The 18,663-nt window shown below is 62.8% G+C and carries 15 protein-coding genes; 13 read left to right on the top strand and 2 right to left on the bottom strand.

Going from position 1 to position 18,663, the window contains the following annotated elements:
- Positions 1-206 precede the first annotated feature (206 nt).
- The 7 genes from THSYN_RS04800 (at position 207) to THSYN_RS35675 (ending at position 10,172) form a co-directional block, all read left to right on the top strand.
- Positions 207-2,687 carry an HsdM family class I SAM-dependent methyltransferase gene (locus tag THSYN_RS04800; protein WP_100918130.1) on the top strand — a complete coding sequence of 827 codons (2,481 nt, stop codon included), beginning with the start codon at positions 207-209 and terminating at the stop codon, positions 2,685-2,687.
- The gene (locus THSYN_RS04795; RefSeq protein ID WP_100918129.1) at positions 2,678-3,748 is read left to right on the top strand and encodes a PDDEXK nuclease domain-containing protein; all 1,071 of its coding nucleotides are present in this window, start codon (positions 2,678-2,680) and stop codon (positions 3,746-3,748) included. The genes THSYN_RS04800 and THSYN_RS04795 overlap by 10 nt, the downstream gene beginning before the upstream one ends.
- 561 nt (positions 3,749-4,309) lie before the next feature.
- Positions 4,310-5,008, top strand: coding sequence for a restriction endonuclease subunit S (locus tag THSYN_RS04785; protein WP_100918127.1), 699 nt, complete (start codon positions 4,310-4,312; stop codon positions 5,006-5,008).
- Positions 5,005-6,054: a virulence RhuM family protein gene (locus THSYN_RS04780; protein ID WP_100918126.1), complete on the top strand. Its 1,050-nt coding sequence runs from the start codon at positions 5,005-5,007 to the stop codon at positions 6,052-6,054. Before THSYN_RS04785 ends, THSYN_RS04780 begins: the two co-directional genes overlap by 4 nt.
- A gap of 78 nt (positions 6,055-6,132) precedes the next feature.
- Positions 6,133-9,252, top strand: coding sequence for a type I restriction endonuclease subunit R (locus THSYN_RS04775; RefSeq protein WP_100918125.1), 3,120 nt, complete (start codon positions 6,133-6,135; stop codon positions 9,250-9,252).
- Positions 9,252-9,968, top strand: a complete 717-nt coding sequence (locus THSYN_RS04770) for a M48 family metallopeptidase (protein ID WP_100918124.1) — start codon at positions 9,252-9,254, stop codon at positions 9,966-9,968. The genes THSYN_RS04775 and THSYN_RS04770 overlap by 1 nt, the downstream gene beginning before the upstream one ends.
- A 126-nt stretch (positions 9,969-10,094) precedes the next feature.
- Positions 10,095-10,172, top strand: a complete 78-nt coding sequence (locus THSYN_RS35675) for a hypothetical protein (RefSeq protein ID WP_335582510.1) — start codon at positions 10,095-10,097, stop codon at positions 10,170-10,172.
- Positions 10,173-10,272: 100 nt separating this feature from the next.
- Here the strand turns inward: THSYN_RS35675 and THSYN_RS04760 are convergent, their stop codons facing one another.
- Together THSYN_RS04760 and parC are read right to left on the bottom strand one after the other, a co-directional pair.
- Positions 10,273-10,578, bottom strand: a complete 306-nt coding sequence (locus THSYN_RS04760) for a hypothetical protein (RefSeq protein WP_216644678.1) — start codon at positions 10,576-10,578, stop codon at positions 10,273-10,275.
- Between the two features lie 115 nt (positions 10,579-10,693).
- Positions 10,694-12,943 (bottom strand): DNA topoisomerase IV subunit A, encoded by a 2,250-nt coding sequence (gene parC / locus THSYN_RS04755; RefSeq protein ID WP_100918123.1) that lies wholly within the window; start codon positions 12,941-12,943, stop codon positions 10,694-10,696.
- 230 nt (positions 12,944-13,173) lie between these two features.
- Between parC and THSYN_RS04750 the strand changes: the two genes are divergently transcribed.
- From THSYN_RS04750 to THSYN_RS04725, 6 genes are all read left to right on the top strand, one after another.
- Complete coding sequence (locus THSYN_RS04750; protein WP_100918122.1) at positions 13,174-13,497, top strand: type II toxin-antitoxin system RelE/ParE family toxin; 324 nt, start codon at positions 13,174-13,176, stop codon at positions 13,495-13,497.
- Entirely contained in the window at positions 13,490-13,780 is a 291-nt protein-coding gene (locus THSYN_RS04745; RefSeq protein ID WP_100918121.1) for a helix-turn-helix domain-containing protein, read from the top strand. Before THSYN_RS04750 ends, THSYN_RS04745 begins: the two co-directional genes overlap by 8 nt.
- Before the next feature lie 170 nt (positions 13,781-13,950).
- Positions 13,951-14,571 (top strand): hypothetical protein, encoded by a 621-nt coding sequence (locus THSYN_RS04740; RefSeq protein ID WP_157817460.1) that lies wholly within the window; start codon positions 13,951-13,953, stop codon positions 14,569-14,571.
- A 36-nt stretch (positions 14,572-14,607) separates the two neighbouring features.
- Complete coding sequence (locus THSYN_RS04735; RefSeq protein WP_100918119.1) at positions 14,608-17,544, top strand: class I SAM-dependent DNA methyltransferase; 2,937 nt, start codon at positions 14,608-14,610, stop codon at positions 17,542-17,544.
- A complete protein-coding gene (locus THSYN_RS04730; protein ID WP_100918118.1) occupies positions 17,541-18,278 on the top strand; it encodes an abortive infection family protein in 738 nt (245 codons plus the stop codon). Before THSYN_RS04735 ends, THSYN_RS04730 begins: the two co-directional genes overlap by 4 nt.
- Positions 18,278-18,619: a hypothetical protein gene (locus THSYN_RS04725; protein ID WP_100918117.1), complete on the top strand. Its 342-nt coding sequence runs from the start codon at positions 18,278-18,280 to the stop codon at positions 18,617-18,619. The genes THSYN_RS04730 and THSYN_RS04725 overlap by 1 nt, the downstream gene beginning before the upstream one ends.
- Positions 18,620-18,663 lie beyond the last annotated feature (44 nt).

Raw genomic sequence — 18,663 nt, 5'->3', positions numbered from 1 at the left:
GACCGACGCGCACGCGCTTTACGCTATATTGCCGTAGCCTCCCCGCATGACCGCCGAGCAGCGGGCCACGACGTCCACGCCGATCTTGCGCACCGCGCCCGACCTGACGGGGCGCCGCCCGCCCGCCTCGCGCCGTCGGCGCACCGGTGCGGGCCTTGATCCGGGGCCGCTGCGGACCCTCTAGACCAGCACGACTGAATCGCACCATGGCCCTCAAGAAATCCGATCTCTACTCCTCCCTCTGGGCCTCGTGCGACGAACTGCGCGGCGGCATGGATGCCAGTCAGTACAAGGACTACGTCCTGTTCATGCTGTTCATCAAGTACGTCAGCGACAAGTACGCCGACAGCGACGACTTCGCCCCGCCCGTCAACATCCCCAAGGGCGCGAGCTTCAGGGACATGATCGCCCTCAAGGGCAAGAGCGACATCGGCGACCGGATCAACAAGCACATCATCACCCCCCTGGTGGAAGCCAACGCCCGCCTGTCGAAGAGCGACTTCCCCGACTTCAACGACCCCAACAAGCTCGGCGAAGGCCAGGCGATGGTCGAGCGACTGTCGAACCTCATCGGCATCTTTCAGAAGCCCGAGCTCGACTTCTCGCAGCACCGCGCCGAGCACGACGACATCCTGGGCGACGCCTACGAATACCTGATGCGTCACTTCGCAACGCAAAGCGGCAAGAGCAAGGGCCAGTTCTATACCCCCTCCGAGGTCAGCCGTGTCATCGCCAAGGTCATCGGCATCGGGCCATACAACGCCCGGGCCTCGACCACCGCCTATGACCCCACCTGCGGCTCAGGCTCACTGCTGCTCAAGGTCGCCGCCGAAGCCGGTAAGCGCATCACCATCAAGGGCCAGGAGAAGGACGTGACCACCGCGGGCCTGGCCCGCATGAACATGATCGTGCACGACTTCCCGACCGCGACCATCCTCTGCGGCGACACCCTCGCCGCGCCCAAGTTCAAGGACGGCGAACGCCTGCGTACCTACGACTATGTCGTCGCCAATCCGCCCTTCTCCGACAAGACCTGGAGCACCGGCGTCGCTGCCGCCGACGACCCCTACCAGCGCTTTGCCTGGGGCGAGCCGCCGACCAAACAGGGCGACTATGCCTATCTGCTGCACATCATCCGCTCGCTGAAGGGCACAGGCCGGGGCGCCTGCATCCTGCCCCATGGCGTGCTCTTCCGCGGCAATGCCGAGGGCGTCATCCGCCGGCAACTGGTGCGCTCCGGTATCCTGAAGGGCATCATCGGCCTGCCCGCCAATCTGTTTTATGGTACCGGCATCCCCGCCTGCATCCTGGTGCTCGACAAGGAGAACGCCGCCGCCCGCCGGGGCGTCTTCATGATCGACGCCTCCAAAGGCTTCATCAAGGACGGCAACAAGAATCGACTGCGCGAGCAGGACATCCACCGGATCATCGACACCTTCAACCGGCAGACCGAGACCCCGCGCTATGCCCGCCTGGTGCCCTTCGCCGAGATCGGCAGCACCGCCAACGACTATAACCTCAACCTGCCGCGCTATATCGACAGCGCGGAGCCGGAGGACCTGCACGACATCACCGCCCACCTGGCCGGCGGCATCCCGGAGCGCGACCTCGATGCGCTGGCCGACTACTGGCAGGTCCTCCCGGGCGGGCGTGCCGCACTCTTTGAGTCCGCCGGCCGCCCCGGCTATGCGCGCCTGCGGCGCCCCTTGCCGGAGGTCAAGCCGGCCATCCTCGGGCACCCCGAGTTCACCGCCTTCAACACGACCGCGACCGGGCTCTTTACCGAGTGGCGCACATCCACGACCACACGGCTCATGGCATTCGGCATCGACGGCCACCCCAAGGCCCTGATCGAGCGCATCGCCGAGGACCTGCTCGCCGCCTTCCGCCAGGCCCCGCTGCTGGACGCCTACGACGTCTATCAGCACCTGCTGGACTACTGGGCCGAGGCCATGCAGGACGACACCTATCTGATCGCCGTCGACGGCTGGATCGAGGGCGCGCACCCCCGTGAGGTCGTCCAGGTCAGGAACCGCGACAACAAGCTGGTCTGGCCCGAGCCGCACGACTACCTGAAGGGCCGGCGCCGCTTCAAATCCGACCTGATCCCCGCGACCATCCTGGTCGCCCACTACTTTGTCGCCGAGCGCGATGCCATCGAAGCGCTCGACAACGAACTCGCTCGGCTGGAGCAGGCACTCGATGAACAGCGCGAGGAGCAGGGCGGCGAGGACGGGCTGCTCGCCGAGGTCGTCGAGGGCGAGGCTGACCGGCAGAAGATCACCGCCAAGGCCGTGAAGGCGCGGCTGAAAGAGATCGGCAAGGACCCGCTATACGCGGAGGAGCGGGAAGCGCTTGCGGCCTACGCGGACCTGCTGGATCGCCAGGGCGAGACCAAGGCCAAGCGCAAGGCAGCCCAGGAGGCACTGGACAAGAAGATCGATGCCAAGTATCCCAAGCTCAGCGAGGCCGAGATCAAGGCGCTGGTGGTGGACGACAAATGGATGGCGCGGATCGATGCGGCCGTCCAGGGCGAGTTGGAGCGCGTGTCGCAGACACTTACCGGGCGCATCCGGGAGTTGGCTGAACGCTACGCGGAACCGCTGCCCCAAATCATCGACGAAGTGGCGACACTTGCCGAGCGGGTCGATGAACATCTCAGGCGAATGGGGGCGTCATGGACTTAGCCCGAAGCGATGGCTACCGACATCTCCTGGAACAGATCTCGGATACCTATACCCACGGCCGGGTTCAGGCGGTACAGGCCGTCAACGTACATCTCCTCGACACCTATTGGCGGGTCGGGCGGTACATCGTCGAATATGAGCAAGCAGGAAATATTCGAGCCGAGTACGGCCGGGCCTTGTTGAGCCAATTGGCGCGCGACCTTGGGGTGCGTCACGGCAAGGGCTTCAGCCGCAGCAACCTCGTGTACATGCGGCTGCTGTACCTACGTTATCCAATAAGTCAGAAGCCTTCTCACCAATTGAGTTGGTCGCACTATGTGGAACTCCTCAAGCTGGACGACGAGCTTGAACGCCAGTTTTACGAACGGCAGGCCATCGCCGAACGTTGGTCGGTCCCGGAACTGAAGCGGCAAAAGAGCGCCTCCTTGTTCTTGCGACTTGCGGTCAGCAAAGACAAGGCCGGCATTCTGCAACTGGCGAACGAAGGCCAGGTCATCGAGCAGCCCGCCGATCTCCTGCGCGAGCCCTACGTCTTTGAGTTTCTGAAGATACCCGAGCCCTATCGCCCCTCGGAAACCCACCTTGAAACCCTGCTGTGCGACCACTTGCAGCCTTTTTTACTGGAGTTGGGGAAAGGCTTCACCTTCGTCGGCAGGCAATACCGTATTACGATCAACAACCGCCACTACCGCGTCGATCTGGTCTTCTACCACCGCATCTTACGCTGCTTCGTCCTCATCGACCTCAAGATTGACGAAGTCGAGCACCACGACATCGGCCAGATGAATCTCTACCTGGGTTATTTCGCTGCGGAGGAAAACACCGAGGGCGACAACCCGCCCATCGGTATTATCCTTACCCGCGACAAAGACGAGCTGTTGGTCGAGTATGCTACCTACCAAATGAACAGTCAGCTTTTCGTGCAGAAATATCAGCTCTACCTGCCCGAACGCGAGGAGCTGCGGCGGGAGTTGGAGCGGACGCTGGTTGAGGCTGCGGAGGGAGCGGGGCTTGATGATAATGGAGAATGGAGAATTGAAAATGGAAAATCATCGCCATAATCGTTCTCAATTACCCACTCTCGATTCTCCATTGATTCCGCATGGTTACAAGCAGACGGCTGCCGGCGTGCTTCCGGTTGATTGGGAGGTAATGCCCCTTTGCAATGTTGCTGAAATCAGGTCAGGTATTGCGAAGAACGCTAATGTTTCGGTTCCCGATCCGATCCTTGTGCATTATCTTCGAGTGGCAAATGTTCAAGATGGTTTCTTGGATCTCACGGAGATGAGCGAGATTGAGGTGTCGCGTAACGACATCGCGCGCTACGCCGTCCTGCCCGGGGACGTATTGATGAATGAAGGGGGAGACCTCGACAAGTTGGGGCGCGGGTCTTGTTGGCATGGCGAGCTCAGCCCATGCGTTCACCAGAACCATGTGTTTGTTGTCCGATGCCGGCCGACTCTATCACATGAATATTTGAATATTTGGACCGGCGGCACTCAAGCGCGACGCTATTTCCTTGTGGCTGGGAAGCAGACAACAAACTTGGCCACGATCAACAAGACGGCTATTGGCCAGCTACCTGTCGCTCTCCCCCCCTTGCCGAGCAAGAAGCTATCGCGATGGCCTTGGGTGATGTGGATGCGCTGCTGGGCGGGCTGGACCGACTCGTTGCCAAGAAGCGCAACCTCAAACAGGCCGCGATGCAGCAACTCCTCACCGGCCGAACCCGCCTGCCCGGATTCCACGGCGCCTGGGAAGTAAATTGTTTGGGCAACGTTGCGCACATCAAGACCGGAAGCCGAAACAACGAGGACAAAATCGAGGGCGGAAAGTATCCGTTTTTCGTGCGCTCCGACGTCATTGAGCGGATTGATACATATTCCCATGACTGTGAGGCTATCCTTGTACCTGGGGAAGGCCGAATCGGGAGCATCTTCCACTACATTAGGGGGCGCTTCGACGTGCATCAGCGCGTTTACGCCATCACTCAGTTCGAACCAGAGGTCTCAGCGAAGTTCGTTTATCTTTACATGGCAATGCACTTCGGCGTATGGGCCATGCAGAACACCGTTAAGGCGACAGTTGACTCTCTACGCCTTCCGACTTTCCAAACATTCGAGATGCGACTCCCTCCGACTAAAGACGAACAAACGGCCATCGCCGCCGTCCTCGCCGACATGGACGCCGAGCTCGCGGCACTGGAGTCCCGCCGCACCAAGACCCGCGCCCTCAAGCAGGCCATGATGCAGGAACTGCTCACCGGCCGCACGCGATTGGTCGCACCCAAAGACGCGGTGCACGCGCAGGTGAAGGAATGAGCGACGAACCCTTGCCGCAATCCGAAATCCTGCTCTACCAGACGGAGGACGGGCGCACACGCATCCAGTGCCGGTTGGAGAACGATACCTTGTGGTTGACGCAGGCGCAGATCGCCGAACTGTTCCAGACCACGCCCCAGAACGTAACGCTGCATCTGAAGGCCATCTTTGCCGAAGGCGAACTGGCGGTGGAGGCAACCTGTAAGGATTACTTACAAGTTCGGGTCGAAGGTGGCCGGGAGGTGACACGGAGCCTGCGCCATTACCGGCTGGAGGCCATTCTGGCCGTGGGCTTCCGGGTGCGCAGCCATCGCGGTACCCAGTTCCGCCAATGGGCGACGGCGCGCTTGGGCGACTATCTGGTGAAGGGCTTCGCCATGGATGACGAGCGGCTCAAGAACCCGCCGGGCAAGGGTCAGCAGGACTACTTCGACGAGCTGCTGGAACGTATTCGGGACATTCGCTCGTCCGAACGGCGATTTTATCAGAAGGTCCTGGACATTTACGCGACCAGCGTGGACTACACGCCCGACGACGAGACCTCGCAGCGCTTCTTCGCCACGGTGCAGAACAAGATGCACTGGGCGACCCACGGTCACACGGCTGCCGAGGTGATCGCCGAGCGCGCGGATGCGGCGAAGCCCTTTATGGGCCTGCAAGCGACACGGCCCGGCGGCATCGTGCGCAAGGATGACGTGGCCGTGGCCAAGAATTTCCTCACGGAGGACGAACTGCAGGTGTTGAACCGCATCGTGAATCTCTACCTCGAATATGCGGAGTTGCAGGCGCTGGAACGCAGGCCGATGACCATGCGGGACTGGGTCTCGAAACTGGATGAGTTTCTGAAGATCTCCGGCCGCGAACTGCTGAATCACGCGGGCACGATTTCCGCCGAATCCGCCAGGGCAAAGGCCGAGTTGGAGTATGTGCGCTATCGTCGGTTACTGGATGCGCAGCCGCAGCGCGTGGACGCAGAGTTTGAGCAGGCAGCGAAGGCGGTGAAGAAGCTGTCAAGGCCAAGACCATCGAAGCCGCCGAGGTCATGAGCAGGCTCCCCGTATCCAATCCGCTACCACCGCTACGCCTCATCAGGAGGGTATGGCTCGTTTCCCAGGGAGATTCCGATGTCTGAACAAGCCCGCTCCGAACGCCGCACCCAGAACCGCGTGATCGCCCTGTTTACCAAGCCGATCGAGCGCGGTGGACTGGGTTTCAGCTACCTCAGCGACTGGAGCAAGCGGCACAATAACCGCCCCATTGAGACAGCGCTGCTGCGCGCAAACCTCATGAGGCGCGGCTATTCCGACGCGCATATCTGTGCCGCCCTGCGCAAGCTGGAGCTGGCCGCGGATGTCACGGGCATCACGCTCTATCAGGCCAACCTGCGCACCTATCAATTGCTGCGTTACGGGGTGCAAGTGCAGATCGTCGCCGGCCAGGCTTTCGATACCGTGCACCTGATCGACTGGGATCACCCGGAGAATAACGACTTTGGGCTGGCCGAGGAGGTGACGCTCAAGGGCGGCTATGAGCGGCGCCCGGACCTGGTGCTCTATATCAACGGCATCGCCGTCGCGATGATCGAGCTCAAGCGCAGTTCCGTGGAGGTGGCCGACGGCGTGCGCCAGCTCATAACCAATCAGGAGCCGATCTTCAATCAGGGCTTTTTCAGCACCGTGCAATTGCTGCTGGCGGGCAGCGACTCGCAGGGCCTGCGCTACGGCACCACGGGGACGCCGGAGCAGTTCTTCGTCCGGTGGAAGGACGAGGCCGCCCCCGAGGCGGGCACGGCACTCGCGGCCGGTGCGCTGCTCGATCGGCCGCTCGCGCAACTCTGCAACCAGACCCGGTTGCTCGACCTGATCCACAACTTCGTCATCTTCGACGCGGGCCACAAGAAGGTGCCGCGTCCGCACCAGTTCCAGGGCGTCAAGGCGGCGCAGGAGCGGATCGGCCAAGGCGAGGGCGGTGTCATCTGGCACACCCAGGGCAGCGGCAAGAGCATCCTGATGGTGCTCATCGCCAAGTGGCTGCTGGAGCACGACCCCGATGCGCGTATCCTCATCATTACCGACCGCGACGAGTTGGACAAGCAAATCGAGGGGGTGATGAAGAGCGCCGGGGTCATCGGCGCCGACTCGCCCTCGCCGCGCATCGGCTCGCGGGCGGAGTTCGTCGAGAAGCTGGGATCGCCCACGCCGCGCCTCCTGTGCGCCCTCATCCACAAGTTCGATCCGGCCGACCTGAAGGGTCCGGCGCCGCCCATCCATGGTCGCTTCTACGTCTTCGTGGATGAATGCCACCGCACCCAGGGTGGCGACATGAACACGCAGATGAAGCGCTGGCTCAAGGACGCGATCTTCATCGGTTTCACCGGTACGCCCCTGTTGCGCAAGGACCGGCGGATGACACGCGATGTCTTCGGCACCTACATCCACACCTATAAATTTCACCAGGCGGTGGCCGACAAAGTGGTGCTCGACCTCAAATACGAGGCCCGCGACGTGCCGCAACGGCTCGGCTCGCAGACGGCCATCGATCAGTGGTTTGAGCAGCATACCAAGACGCTCAACAATTTCCAAAAGGCGGTGTTGCGCAAGCTGTGGGCGACGATGGAAGATCTGATGAGCTCGGGGGAGCGCAAAGAGCGCATCATCGCCAGCATCATCGAGGACTTCAGCCTGAAGCCCCGCCTCAACAACGACCGCGGCACGGCCATCCTGGTGACCGCCTCGATCTACGACGCCTGCCACTATTTCCGGCTGTTCCAGAACAAAAGCTTCGGTCGCTACTGCGGGATCATCACATCCTTCGAGCCGAACCACAACGCCATCTCCCGTGACCCACGGGACAGCGACGAGCGCTACAAGTTCGATACCTATACTGCGCTCTTACAAGACATCGTGGCGAAGCCCGATAAGACCAAGGCCAAGACCTATGAGGAGGAGATCAAGCGCCGCTTCGTCGCGGAGCCGGCGAACCTCAAGCTCTTGATCGTGGTGAGCAAGCTGTTGACGGGCTTCGACGCACCGAGCTGCACCTGCATCTATCTCGACAACGAGGAACTGCGCGACCACAACCTGTTCCAGGCCATCTGCCGGACCAACCGGCTCGATGGGGACGACAAGGACTACGGCTATATCGTCGACTTCAAGGAACTGTTCGGGGACGTGCAGCAGGCCATCGCCGTCTATAGCTCGGACGAGCTGGACCCGGACCAGGGCAGCGGCGGCGACAACAATGTACATCTCAAGGACTGGCTGGAGGAGGGCAGAAATCGGCTGGAGGAGGCCCGTGAGGCGCTGCGCTATCTCTGCGAACCGGTCACAGCGCCGCGTGAGGTCGAGCAATTCCTGCGGTATTTTTGCGGGGACGCGGCCAATCCCGCGGCACTTGGCGAGACCGAGCCGTTGCGGGTGGCGTTCTATAAGGCGGTCGCCGCCTTCGTGCGCGCCTTTGCCGCCATCGCGCAATACCTGACCGAGGCGGGCTATATGGACGCCGAGGCAGTTACCTTGCAGGCTGAGGCCGATCTCTATAGCGACATCCGCGCCGCCATTAAGCACCACTCGGGTGAGGAGCTGGACACCAAGCCCTTCGAGGGCGACATGCGCCACCTCATCAACACCTACATCCAGGCCGATCCGGCCGCCGCGCAAGGGACCCTGGACGACTATTCCCTGGTCGAAATGATCATCGAGACCGGCATTCACGACGCCATCGCCAGGAAGCTCAACGCGACCGGCAAGCTCTCCCGGAACGCCATCGCCGAGGGGATCATCAACAACGTCCGCAAGACGATCATCCGCGACCAACTCGCCGATCTGCGGTTCTACGATCAGATGTCGAAACTGCTCGATGACCTGATCAAACAGAGTCGGGCGGATGCGGCGGCCTATGAGACATTCCTACGCAAGGCCGAGGAGCTGGTCAGACGGCTGGCGTCACGGCAGCCCGACGCCGAGGTGCCTGCCGCTCTGCACGGCAAACCCGAGGCCACCGTGCTGTACAACAATCTCGGCTCGATTCCGGCGAACCGCTTTCAGTACCCCAGGGACGATGAGGACAGGGCCGCGCTGGGGCTCAAGATCGACCAAGCCGTCCGGGACCACGCCCCGGCGGGCTGGCGGGGCGATCAGGCCCGGGAGGCCCAGGTGCTCAATGTGCTCTATCCCCTGCTCGACCGCGACCGGCAGGCCACCCAGGCCCTCTTCGATATCATCAAGAACCAGCCGGGGTACTGATGACCGAGACGATCCAGCTCGGCGAGATCGACATCGCGGTGACGCGCAAGGACGTGAAGCTGGTTCACCTCTCGGTGCACCCGCCCGCTGGCCGGGTCACACTGGTTGCACCGACCGGGACGCGTCTGGAGGTGGCCCGGGCCTATGCCATCTCAAGGCTGGGCTGGATTCGGCGCCAGCAGGCGAGACTGCAAGCCCAGGCGCGCGAAACGCCGCGCGAGTTCGTCGAGCGTGAGAGTCATTATCTGTGGGGGCGCCGTCACCTCCTAACGGTCGTTGAGCGGGACTGCAAGCCAGGCGTTTCCCTCGACCATAAGCGCATCCACCTGACCGTACGCCCAGGGAGCGACCCGGCGAAGCGCGCCGAGGTCATGCACCAGTGGCACAAGGCCCTGCTGCACGAAGTCGTCCCCTCGCTCATCGCCAAGTGGGAGCCGCGGCTTGGGGTGCGCGTGGCCGCGTATTTCCTGCAACGCATGAAGACTCGGTGGGGGAGCTGCAATCACACCGCCGGACACATCCGCCTAAACACTGAACTCGTGAAGAAGCCGAAGCACCTGCTGGAATACGTGATCGTGCACGAGATGGTGCATCTGCTGGAACCGACCCATAGCGATCACTTCACGGCCATCCTGGGGGAGCATTACCCGACCTGGCGCGAGGCCCGGGCCGAACTCAACGATCTGCCGCTGGCTGCGGAGGTGTGGAGAGAGTGACCGGTGGACGAGTTTGGGCGCAAGCCCCCGAAATCCAGGATCAAGGTGCAGACCCTCGCACTCGATACCTTCGCGTCTGGCGCGACCTTCGAGAATGCCGTCAACCTGTAGGTCTTCGACAAGAGGTTGCGGCTATTGGCCTTGGATGCGTTGGAGCGCATTGAAGTCGCGTTACGCGTCGACCTTTCGCACCGGCTCGGCTAGCCAGGCGCATTCGGGCGCACCACCTGGTTTCGGTCGTAGTGGGTGATCTGCCGGATCTCCTGGTTGCTGAGTCCAGCCCCGCCACGGCGCGCCCGATCCTTCAAGACACTGAGGCGGTGTCCAGCTCCGGATGCCCGAGCAGATGATGGAGCACCAGCAAGTGCTCCACGCTCAGGACGCGACCGGCCTTGCCCTCGTCCGCGACGAAGAGCCGGAAGGGGGCGGAGATGGGCTGTTTGCGGAACCGGACCAGCACGGATTCGCCTTGCTCGGCCAGGGTGGGCGGGGCCTTGCCCTCCATCAGCAGCAGGCGACCGGTCCCTGCCGGCACCATCGATTCCTCGAAGACCGGCGTGAGCCGCGGGTCCGTGCGGTCATAGACGGCCTCCCCGACAGCCTGACGCATCTCGACCGCGCGGGTGAGTGCATTGCGCCGGCGGATATCTGCGCCTGTTTCATCCTCACCCAACGCGCCGCATCCGCGTCCCACCACGCGGGGCTATTGACGCGGCACCGCGCCATCAGTCCACCGTCAACCCATCCACCCGCTGAAACCCCCGCGGCAGCGGCTTACCGCGCCGCCCGCGTTCGCCCTGGTAGAGGTCCAGATCCGCGGGCTTCAGGGTGAAGGTCCGCTTGCCCGACGCAATGATGAGGCTGCCGCCCTCGCGCACCACCGCGGCGGCGACCAGCCAGTCCTGCCGTTCGGCGCCCTTGGCGGCGGGGATACTGATGATCTTGTTGCCCTTGCCGCGGGGCATCTCGGGCAGGTCGGAGACCGGGAAGACCAGCAGGTGGCCGCTGTTGGTGACGGCGGCCAGGCGCGGGTTCGGCAGGTCCGGGATCGGCATGGGCGGCAGCACCCGGGCGCCTGCGGGCAGGGTGAGCACCGCCTTGCCGCCCTTGGGCTTGGCGTAGAGTTCCTCCATCCGCACGATGAAGCCGTAGCCGGCGTCGCTGGCGAGCAGCAACCGGGTCTGGGGCGGCTCGCCCAACACGGCGACGAAGCTCGCTCCCTTGGGCGGGTCGAGCCGCCCGGTCAGGGGCTCCCCCTGGCCGCGGGCCGACGGCAGGGTGTGGGCCGGGAGGCAGTAGCTGCGCCCGGTGCTGTCCAGGAACACGGCCGTCTGGTTGCTGCGCAGCCGGGCGGCGGTGAGGAACTGGTCGCCGGAGCGGTAGCTCAAGGCCACGGCGTCGATCTCGTGGCCCTTGGCGGCGCGCACCCAGCCCTTCTCGGACAGGACCACGGTCACCGGCTCGCTCGGGGAGACCTCGGTCTCGTCCAGGGCCGCGGCGGCGGTGCGCGCGACCAGGGGGGAGCGGCGCGCATCGCCGTACTTCGCCGCGTCGGCGATGATCTCGTCGCGGATCAGGTGCTTCAGCCGTGACTCGTCGCCCAGGATGCCCTGGAGTTGGTCGCGCTCGGCGGCCAGTTCCGCCTGCTCGCCGCGGATCTTCATCTCCTCCAGGCGGGCGAGCTGGCGCAGCCGGGTGTTGAGGACGTATTCGGCCTGGGTGTCGCTGAGCGCGAAGCGTTCGATCAGGACCGGCTTGGGCTCGTCCTGGGTGCGGATGATGCGGATCACCTCATCGATGTTGAGATAGGCGATCAGCAGGCCTTCCAACAGGTGCAGCCGGTCCAGGACCTTGCCGAGCCGATGTTCCAGGCGGCGGCGCACGGTGGCGGTGCGAAAGGTCAGCCACTCGGCCAGGATTTCCTTGAGATCCATGACCCGCGGCCGACCGTTGCCGGCCACCAGGTTCAGATTGACCCGGTAGCTGCGCTCAAGATCCGTGGTGGCAAACAGATGCGACATGAGCCGCTCGATGTCCACGCGGTTGGAGCGCGGGACTATGACCAGCCGGGTCGGGAACTCGTGGTCCGACTCGTCCCGGAAGTCCTCGATCATCGGCAGCTTCTTGGCGTTGAACTGGGCGGCGATCTGCTCCATCAGCCGCTCGCCCGAGACCTGATAGGGCAGCGCGGTGATGATGACATCCCCCTGCTCCACCTCGTAGCGGGCGCGCTGGCGCAGGCTCCCGTTGCCGGTCTCGTAGATCTTGAGGATCTCCGCGGGCGTCGTGATGATCTCACCGGCGGTCGGAAAATCAGGACCGGGGACATGGACGGTCAGGTCGGCGACCGTCGCGTCCGGGTGGTCGAGCAGGTGGATGCAGGCGCGCGCCACCTCGCGCAGGTTGTGGGAGGGGATGTCGGTCGCCATGCCGACCGCGATCCCGCTGGCCCCGTTGAGCAGCAGATTGGGCAGGCGCGCGGGCAGGAGTTTGGGCTCCTCCAGGGTCCCGTCGAAGTTGGGCTGCCAGTCCACCGTCCCCTGGTCCAGTTCGCCCAGCAGCAGCTCCGCGTAGGGCGTCAGGCGCGACTCGGTGTAGCGCATGGCTGCAAAGGACTTGGGGTTGTCCGGCGAGCCCCAGTTGCCCTGCCCGTCGATCAGCGGATAGCGGTAGCTGAAGGGCTGGGCCATCAGCACCATGGCCTCGTAGCAGGCGCTGTCCCCGTGCGGGTGGAACTTGCCCAGCACGTCGCCCACGGTGCGCGCCGACTTCTTGAACTTGGCCGCCGCCGAGAGGCCCAGCTCGGACATCGCGTAGAGGATGCGCCGCTGCACGGGCTTCAACCCATCGCCCACATAGGGCAGGGCGCGGTCCAGGATCACGTACATGGAGTAGTCCAGGTACGCCTTCTCGGTAAAAACGGCCAGGGGCTGGCGCTCCAGGCCTTCTGCGTTGTAGATCAGGGTGTCCGTCATGCTCAGTCCGGTGGGCGGGGGTCAGCCGTGCATGATGCGGCAAGCGGGGGCTGGGACCAAGGGGGGCGGGCAGCGCGGACGCCACGCGTCGTCTTGCGGACGTTGCGCTTCAGGCCAAGCCCGGCCTCGCGGGGGACCCGCGGTGCCTGGTCGACCGGAACACGGACCTACGGGTGCCCATGGCCCCAAGGATGATAATCCAAACTCCGCTGCTAGCGTATAATGGGACCATGGTTTTCATCGAACTGCCGATTTTCGTTCGTTGCGCCGCCAATATCTTCTCGGATGAAGACCTCGCGGAACTGCAGCGCACTCTGCTCGAAAACCCGACGGCGGGGGACCTGATTCCCGGTGGTCGCGGTCTCCGCAAAGTGAGAATGCCACTGCAGGGGCGTGGAAAACGCGGCGGTGCGCGAGTGATCTACTACCACTGGCTCAGTAAGGAGCAGTGCTATCTGGTCTATGCCTTTACAAAGAACGCGGCGGCCGACCTAAGCAAGGAACAACTGCACCGGCTGGCCGCTGTCATTGATGAGGAGATAAATCATGGATAACCAGCAGTTTGACGAGTTGCTGGAGAGCGTCCGCGACATGGGTCGCCATATGCGCGGAGAGACCGTGGCCAAAACACGGGTGCGCGAATTTCCGGACCCCGATGTCAAGCTGATCCGCGAGCGCACCGGCCTCAGCCAGACACGCTTTGCTTACCTGATCGGCGTCAAGCCCAAGACGCTGCAGAACTGGGAGCAGCATCGCGTGCGTCCGACCGGACCGGCCAGGGCGCTGCTGCGGATTGTCGAGGCCAACCCTGGTGCCCTGACCGTACTGCACCCCTGAAGTGCTTTCACCCCACGCTATGCGCTGCGAATGACCTGCAACCGGAGCACTGACGATGATTGAATCGCCGCTCATATCCCTGTCTCCGGAAGAAAAAATTCAAGTATTTGTAGCGATAGCAACTGAAAAAATCGGCCTCGATCATCGTTCCGGCCACCGCGGTGTGTCGGTTGGCCTTCAGGCCGACCGACTGGGAGCGCCGCACCCCAGTGCGGCCCGGCCTGTCCGCAGCACGCAACGCTGCGGTCGCTCGCGAGATCGCGCCGCACTGGGGTGCGGCGCTCCCAGTGGCCGGGATTATGATCGAGGCCAAAAAATCAGCCATGTCACCAGCTAAGATCAAACCGGTGCTGACGCACAAGAGAATCGATGATCTATTTGATAAATGCACGCTTGAATACATCGACCACTTGGTACGGGATATGAAATTGCCACAGTATTTCACTATCAGCGATATTCCTGACGACGGTCCTTGTCGGCTTTACTTTGATCCGCTCATAAAAGACTTCGAGGCCAGCTTGGCGGATACGCTGTCACAGCGAACGATTCGTAAGCATATCTTTATTCTTGCGGCGCTGGTGGACTTCTTATGTTTTGATTGCGGAGTGAGAAATTTCGACGATCTCACCGTAGGCATGGTCAACAGTGGCTTCAGGCGATGGTTTGCCAGCAAGATAGGGAGCGCGACAGAAGGTGAAGTCAAAACCGCTGTCCGGAAGTTTTTCCTCTTTCTGGCGAAAGAAAAAGGATTCGCTAACGAAAAGATACTCCGCAGTCAGCAACCAAAATAGCTACGCCCTCGGTGAGAAGCGAGAAGACAGCACCCCGTGACGCCAGACCAGTTCATCGACAAGTGGAAGGACGCGACCCTCAAGGAGCGCTCGGGCTCCCAGGAGCATTTCCTCGACCTCTGCCGCCTCTTGGAGGAGCCGAGCCCGGCCGCGGCCGATCCGACCGGTTCCTGGTACTGCTTCGAGAAGGGCGCGGCCAAAGCCGGCGGTGGTGACGGCTGGGCCGATGTCTGGCGGAGGAACTGCTTCGGCTGGGAGTACAAGGGAAAGCATAAAGACCTCAAGAAGGCCTTCCAGCAACTCCAGAATTACACCCCGGCGCTGGAGTACCCGCCGCTCCTGATCGTCTCCGATATGGACCGGATCGAGATCCATACGGCTTTCACGGGCACGGTGCCGGACGTGCATGTCCTGCTCCTGGAGGACCTGCGCGACGCCGGCAAGCGCCGGCTGTTGAAGTGGGCCTTCACCGAGCCCGAGCGGTTGCGGCCAGACCAGACCACGGCGGCACTCACCGAGGCCGCGGCCGGGAGCTTCGGCGGCTTGGCGCAGGCCCTACGCGCCCGCGGGCATGACCCCTGGGCGGTGGGGCACTTCTGCATCCGGGTCCTGTTCTGCCTGTTCGCCGAGCACATCGAGCTATTGCCCCGGCAGATGTTCACCCGGTTGCTGGATGCGGGGCTCAAGGACCCTGCCAGCCTCACCGGGATGCTGCAAGACCTGTTCGGCGCCATGGCCAAGGGCGGGCGCGTCGGCTTCGATCCGGTGGACTGGTTCAACGGCGGCTTATTCGACTCCACCGCCACCCTGCCCCTGGAGTTAGACGACATCAAGACCCTGCGGGCGCTGGCCCCGCTGGACTGGTCAGCGATTGAGCCGAGCATCTTCGGCACCCTCTTCGAGCGCGGCCTGGACCCGGACAAGCGCAGCCAGCTCGGGGCCCACTACACCGACCGCGGCTCGATCATGCGCCTGGTCGACCCGGTGGTGCTCGATCCGCTGCGGGACGAGTGGACCGCCAGGAAAGGGGAGATCGAGGCCGTGATGGCGAAGGCCGGTGCGGCGAAGTCGGCCTCGGCGCGGACCAAGGCCCAGAACGACGCGCACGGGGTCCTGCAGGGCTTCCTCGCGCGGCTCGCTCACTTCCGGGTCCTGGACCCTGCTTGCGGGTCCGGCAACTTCCTGCTGCTGTCGCTGCTGGGGCTCAAGGACCTGGAGCACCAGGTCATCCTCGAGGCTGAGACTCTGGGGCTGTCGAGGGCCTTCCCGATGGTCGGGCCGGAGTGCGTCCTGGGGATCGAGTTGAACCCCTACGCCGCGGAGTTGGCGCGGGTGACGGTGTGGATTGGGGAGATCCAATGGATGCTGTCGCACGGATTCAACCTCTCGAAGAACCCGATCCTGAAGCCGCTGAATACCATCGAGCAGCGGGACGCGGTGGTGAACCCGGACGGGACGGAACCGGAGTGGCCGGTGGCGGATGTCATCGTGGGGAATCCGCCGTTTCTGGGTGATAAGAAGATGCTCGGCGGTCTGGGAGAGGAGTACGTCACGCGCCTGCGGTCGCTTTACCAAGGGCGTGTTCCGGGCGGGGCTGATTTGGTCACCTACTGGTTCGAGAAGGCACGCGCAGAGCTTGAGGTCGGGCGTGCGCGCTATGCGGGTCTGGTCGCGACTAACAGCATCCGGGGAGGTGCTAACCGCAAGGTGCTGGGGCGGATTTGCGAGAGTGGGCGGATCTTCAACGCCTGGAGCGACGAGCCTTGGGTAAATGAGGGAGCGGCGGTAAGGGTTAGCCTGGTGTGCTTGATCGGCGCTCTTGAGCCCTCTCTGATAGAGACCGATGAGAGGCAGGGAGCGATGCTGAATGGTCAGCAGGTCATGATTATTCATGCCGATCTTACAGCCGGACACGATGAGAAAGAATCGACGATAATCCGGAGTAAGGCGATTCCAGAGAACCTCGGGGTCGCTTTTCTGGGTACTCAGAAAAACGGAAAGTTCGAGATTCATGGCGACGTTGCGCGGGCCTGGCTCAGACTTCCCAATCCTCACGACCGATCAAATAGCGATGTTTTGCAGCCTTGGGCAAATGGCATTAACATAACCAAAAGACCTTCCGATCTCTGGATTGTCGATTTTGGAACCGACCTTCCTTTGGATAACGCCTCTTTGTATGAAATGCCCTTCGCTTATCTCAAAGAAAATGTCGAGAATTTTCGCTCCTCGAATAGGCGCGAGGCCTACCGACAGAGGTGGTGGATACATGCAGAGTCTAGGCCGGGAATGCGTGCCGCGATTGCTCGGCTGAATCGCTTTATCGTGACTCCAACTTTAGCAAAGTACCGGGTTTTTAAGTGGTTGGATTGCTCCTTCTGCCCGGACAAGCAGTTGGTGGTCATTGCCCGGTCCGACGACACGACCTTCGGCATCCTGCACTCGCGGTTTCACGAGCTTTGGTCCTTAAGGATGGGCACGAGCCTTGAGGATCGCCCGCGCTACACCCCAACCACCACCTTCGAGACCTTCCCCTTCCCCCCCGGCCTCAACCCCGCCGACACCGCCGGCCCCACCGAGGCCCTTGACTCCGGCGTCATCCTCCCGCCCGAAGCCCCCGACCGCCGCGCCGCCGCCCTGGGCATCGCCGAGGCTGCCTACCGGCTCAACGCCCTGCGCGAGGCCTGGCTGAACCCGCCGGGCTGGGTGGACCGAGTGCCCGAAGTCGTCGACGGCTACCCGGACCGGATCATCCCCAAGCCCGAGCACGCGGCCGACCTGAAGAAGCGCACCCTCACCAACCTCTACAACGCCCGCCCGACCTGGCTGGACCACGCTCACCAGGCGCTTGATGCGGCCGTGGCGGCGGCCTACGGGTGGGGGGACTACGGGGCGGGGATGGCGGAGGAGGAGATTTTGCGGCGGTTGCTGGCGCTGAATTTGGAGCGGTCGCAGGAGCAGGAGACGCATCAATGAGCACGTTCGGACTCGATGATCGGATGAAACGGCTGTTGCGGGACATTCGCGGAGGTCGGAAAGAATTCCAAGCCGCGGGTAAGTCGACGGAAGATCTTCGCGAGTTTGATCTCGATGCGAAGTGTCTAATAGCAATGAAGAACAGGGGGTTGATACCGCATAATGATTTGCATCTAATGATGGGTAGTGATGGTCCCCACCTGAAATATCTATCAGCAATAATAAATTCCCTCACTTACGAAGGCGAGATGGCCGCCGATGAGCTCGACCTAGCTCCCGCCGCCGAAGCGTTGCACGGGGTCTTGAGCCAGGGCGGGCTGATCGCGTGTCGGCGCGACTTGGACCGTGCGATTTCCAGCGTGGCGAGCGATCCCGCCCAAGCGATTGCGAGCGCATGCGCCACGCTGGAGAGCGTATGCAAGGCGATTCTGGCCCAGGTCGGCCAAGCGATCCCCTCGAATCAGGCTATCCAGTCTCTCATCACAGAGACAACGAAAGCACTCAATCTTGCTCCGGAAGTCGCCGCCGAAGTGGAAATGAAGCGCATCCTCGGGGCGGTCAGCAACATCTCTGCCGCCGTCGGAACCCTGCGGACCAAGTATGGAGCGGCACACGGGCAAACCGACGACCGTACCCCGCTCAAACCCGTTCATGCGAGGTTCGCGATTAACGCCATGGCAGCGGTTGCACTGTTCCTGCTGGAGACCGCCTTAGACGGCGAGAGAAAGACCTGATGACCATCACCCTCCCCGACAAGCTCTCCCCCACCCGCTTTCCCAACATGAGCCTCCAGCTCGCCGCCATCCTCGGCTTCGTCCTGGAGCGCCAGTTCACCACCCCGGCCCTCGCCGAGCTGGTCGTCACCCCCGACGGCCACGTCCTCGCCCGCCCCAAGGGCGAGCCCGGCCCCCTGGCCCACATCGCAGCCGAAGCCGACTTGCGCGCGAACCTGCGCCGGCTGGGCATGGCCGCCGGGCTCGACGACGCGGAATGGTCGGAGTACGCGGGCCTGGTCAGCCAGCGGCTGGGAATAGATTTGCAGGGAGGGAGGGAGGGAGGCACTGGTTCAGTATAATTCCTGTTTACAAGACATTGAAATATATGTAATATATCTAGTTC

It is taken from the genome of Candidatus Thiodictyon syntrophicum, assembly GCF_002813775.1.
Taxonomy (GTDB): Bacteria; Pseudomonadota; Gammaproteobacteria; order Chromatiales; family Chromatiaceae; genus Thiodictyon; species Thiodictyon syntrophicum.
This window is presented reverse-complemented; position numbering and strand designations above follow the sequence as displayed.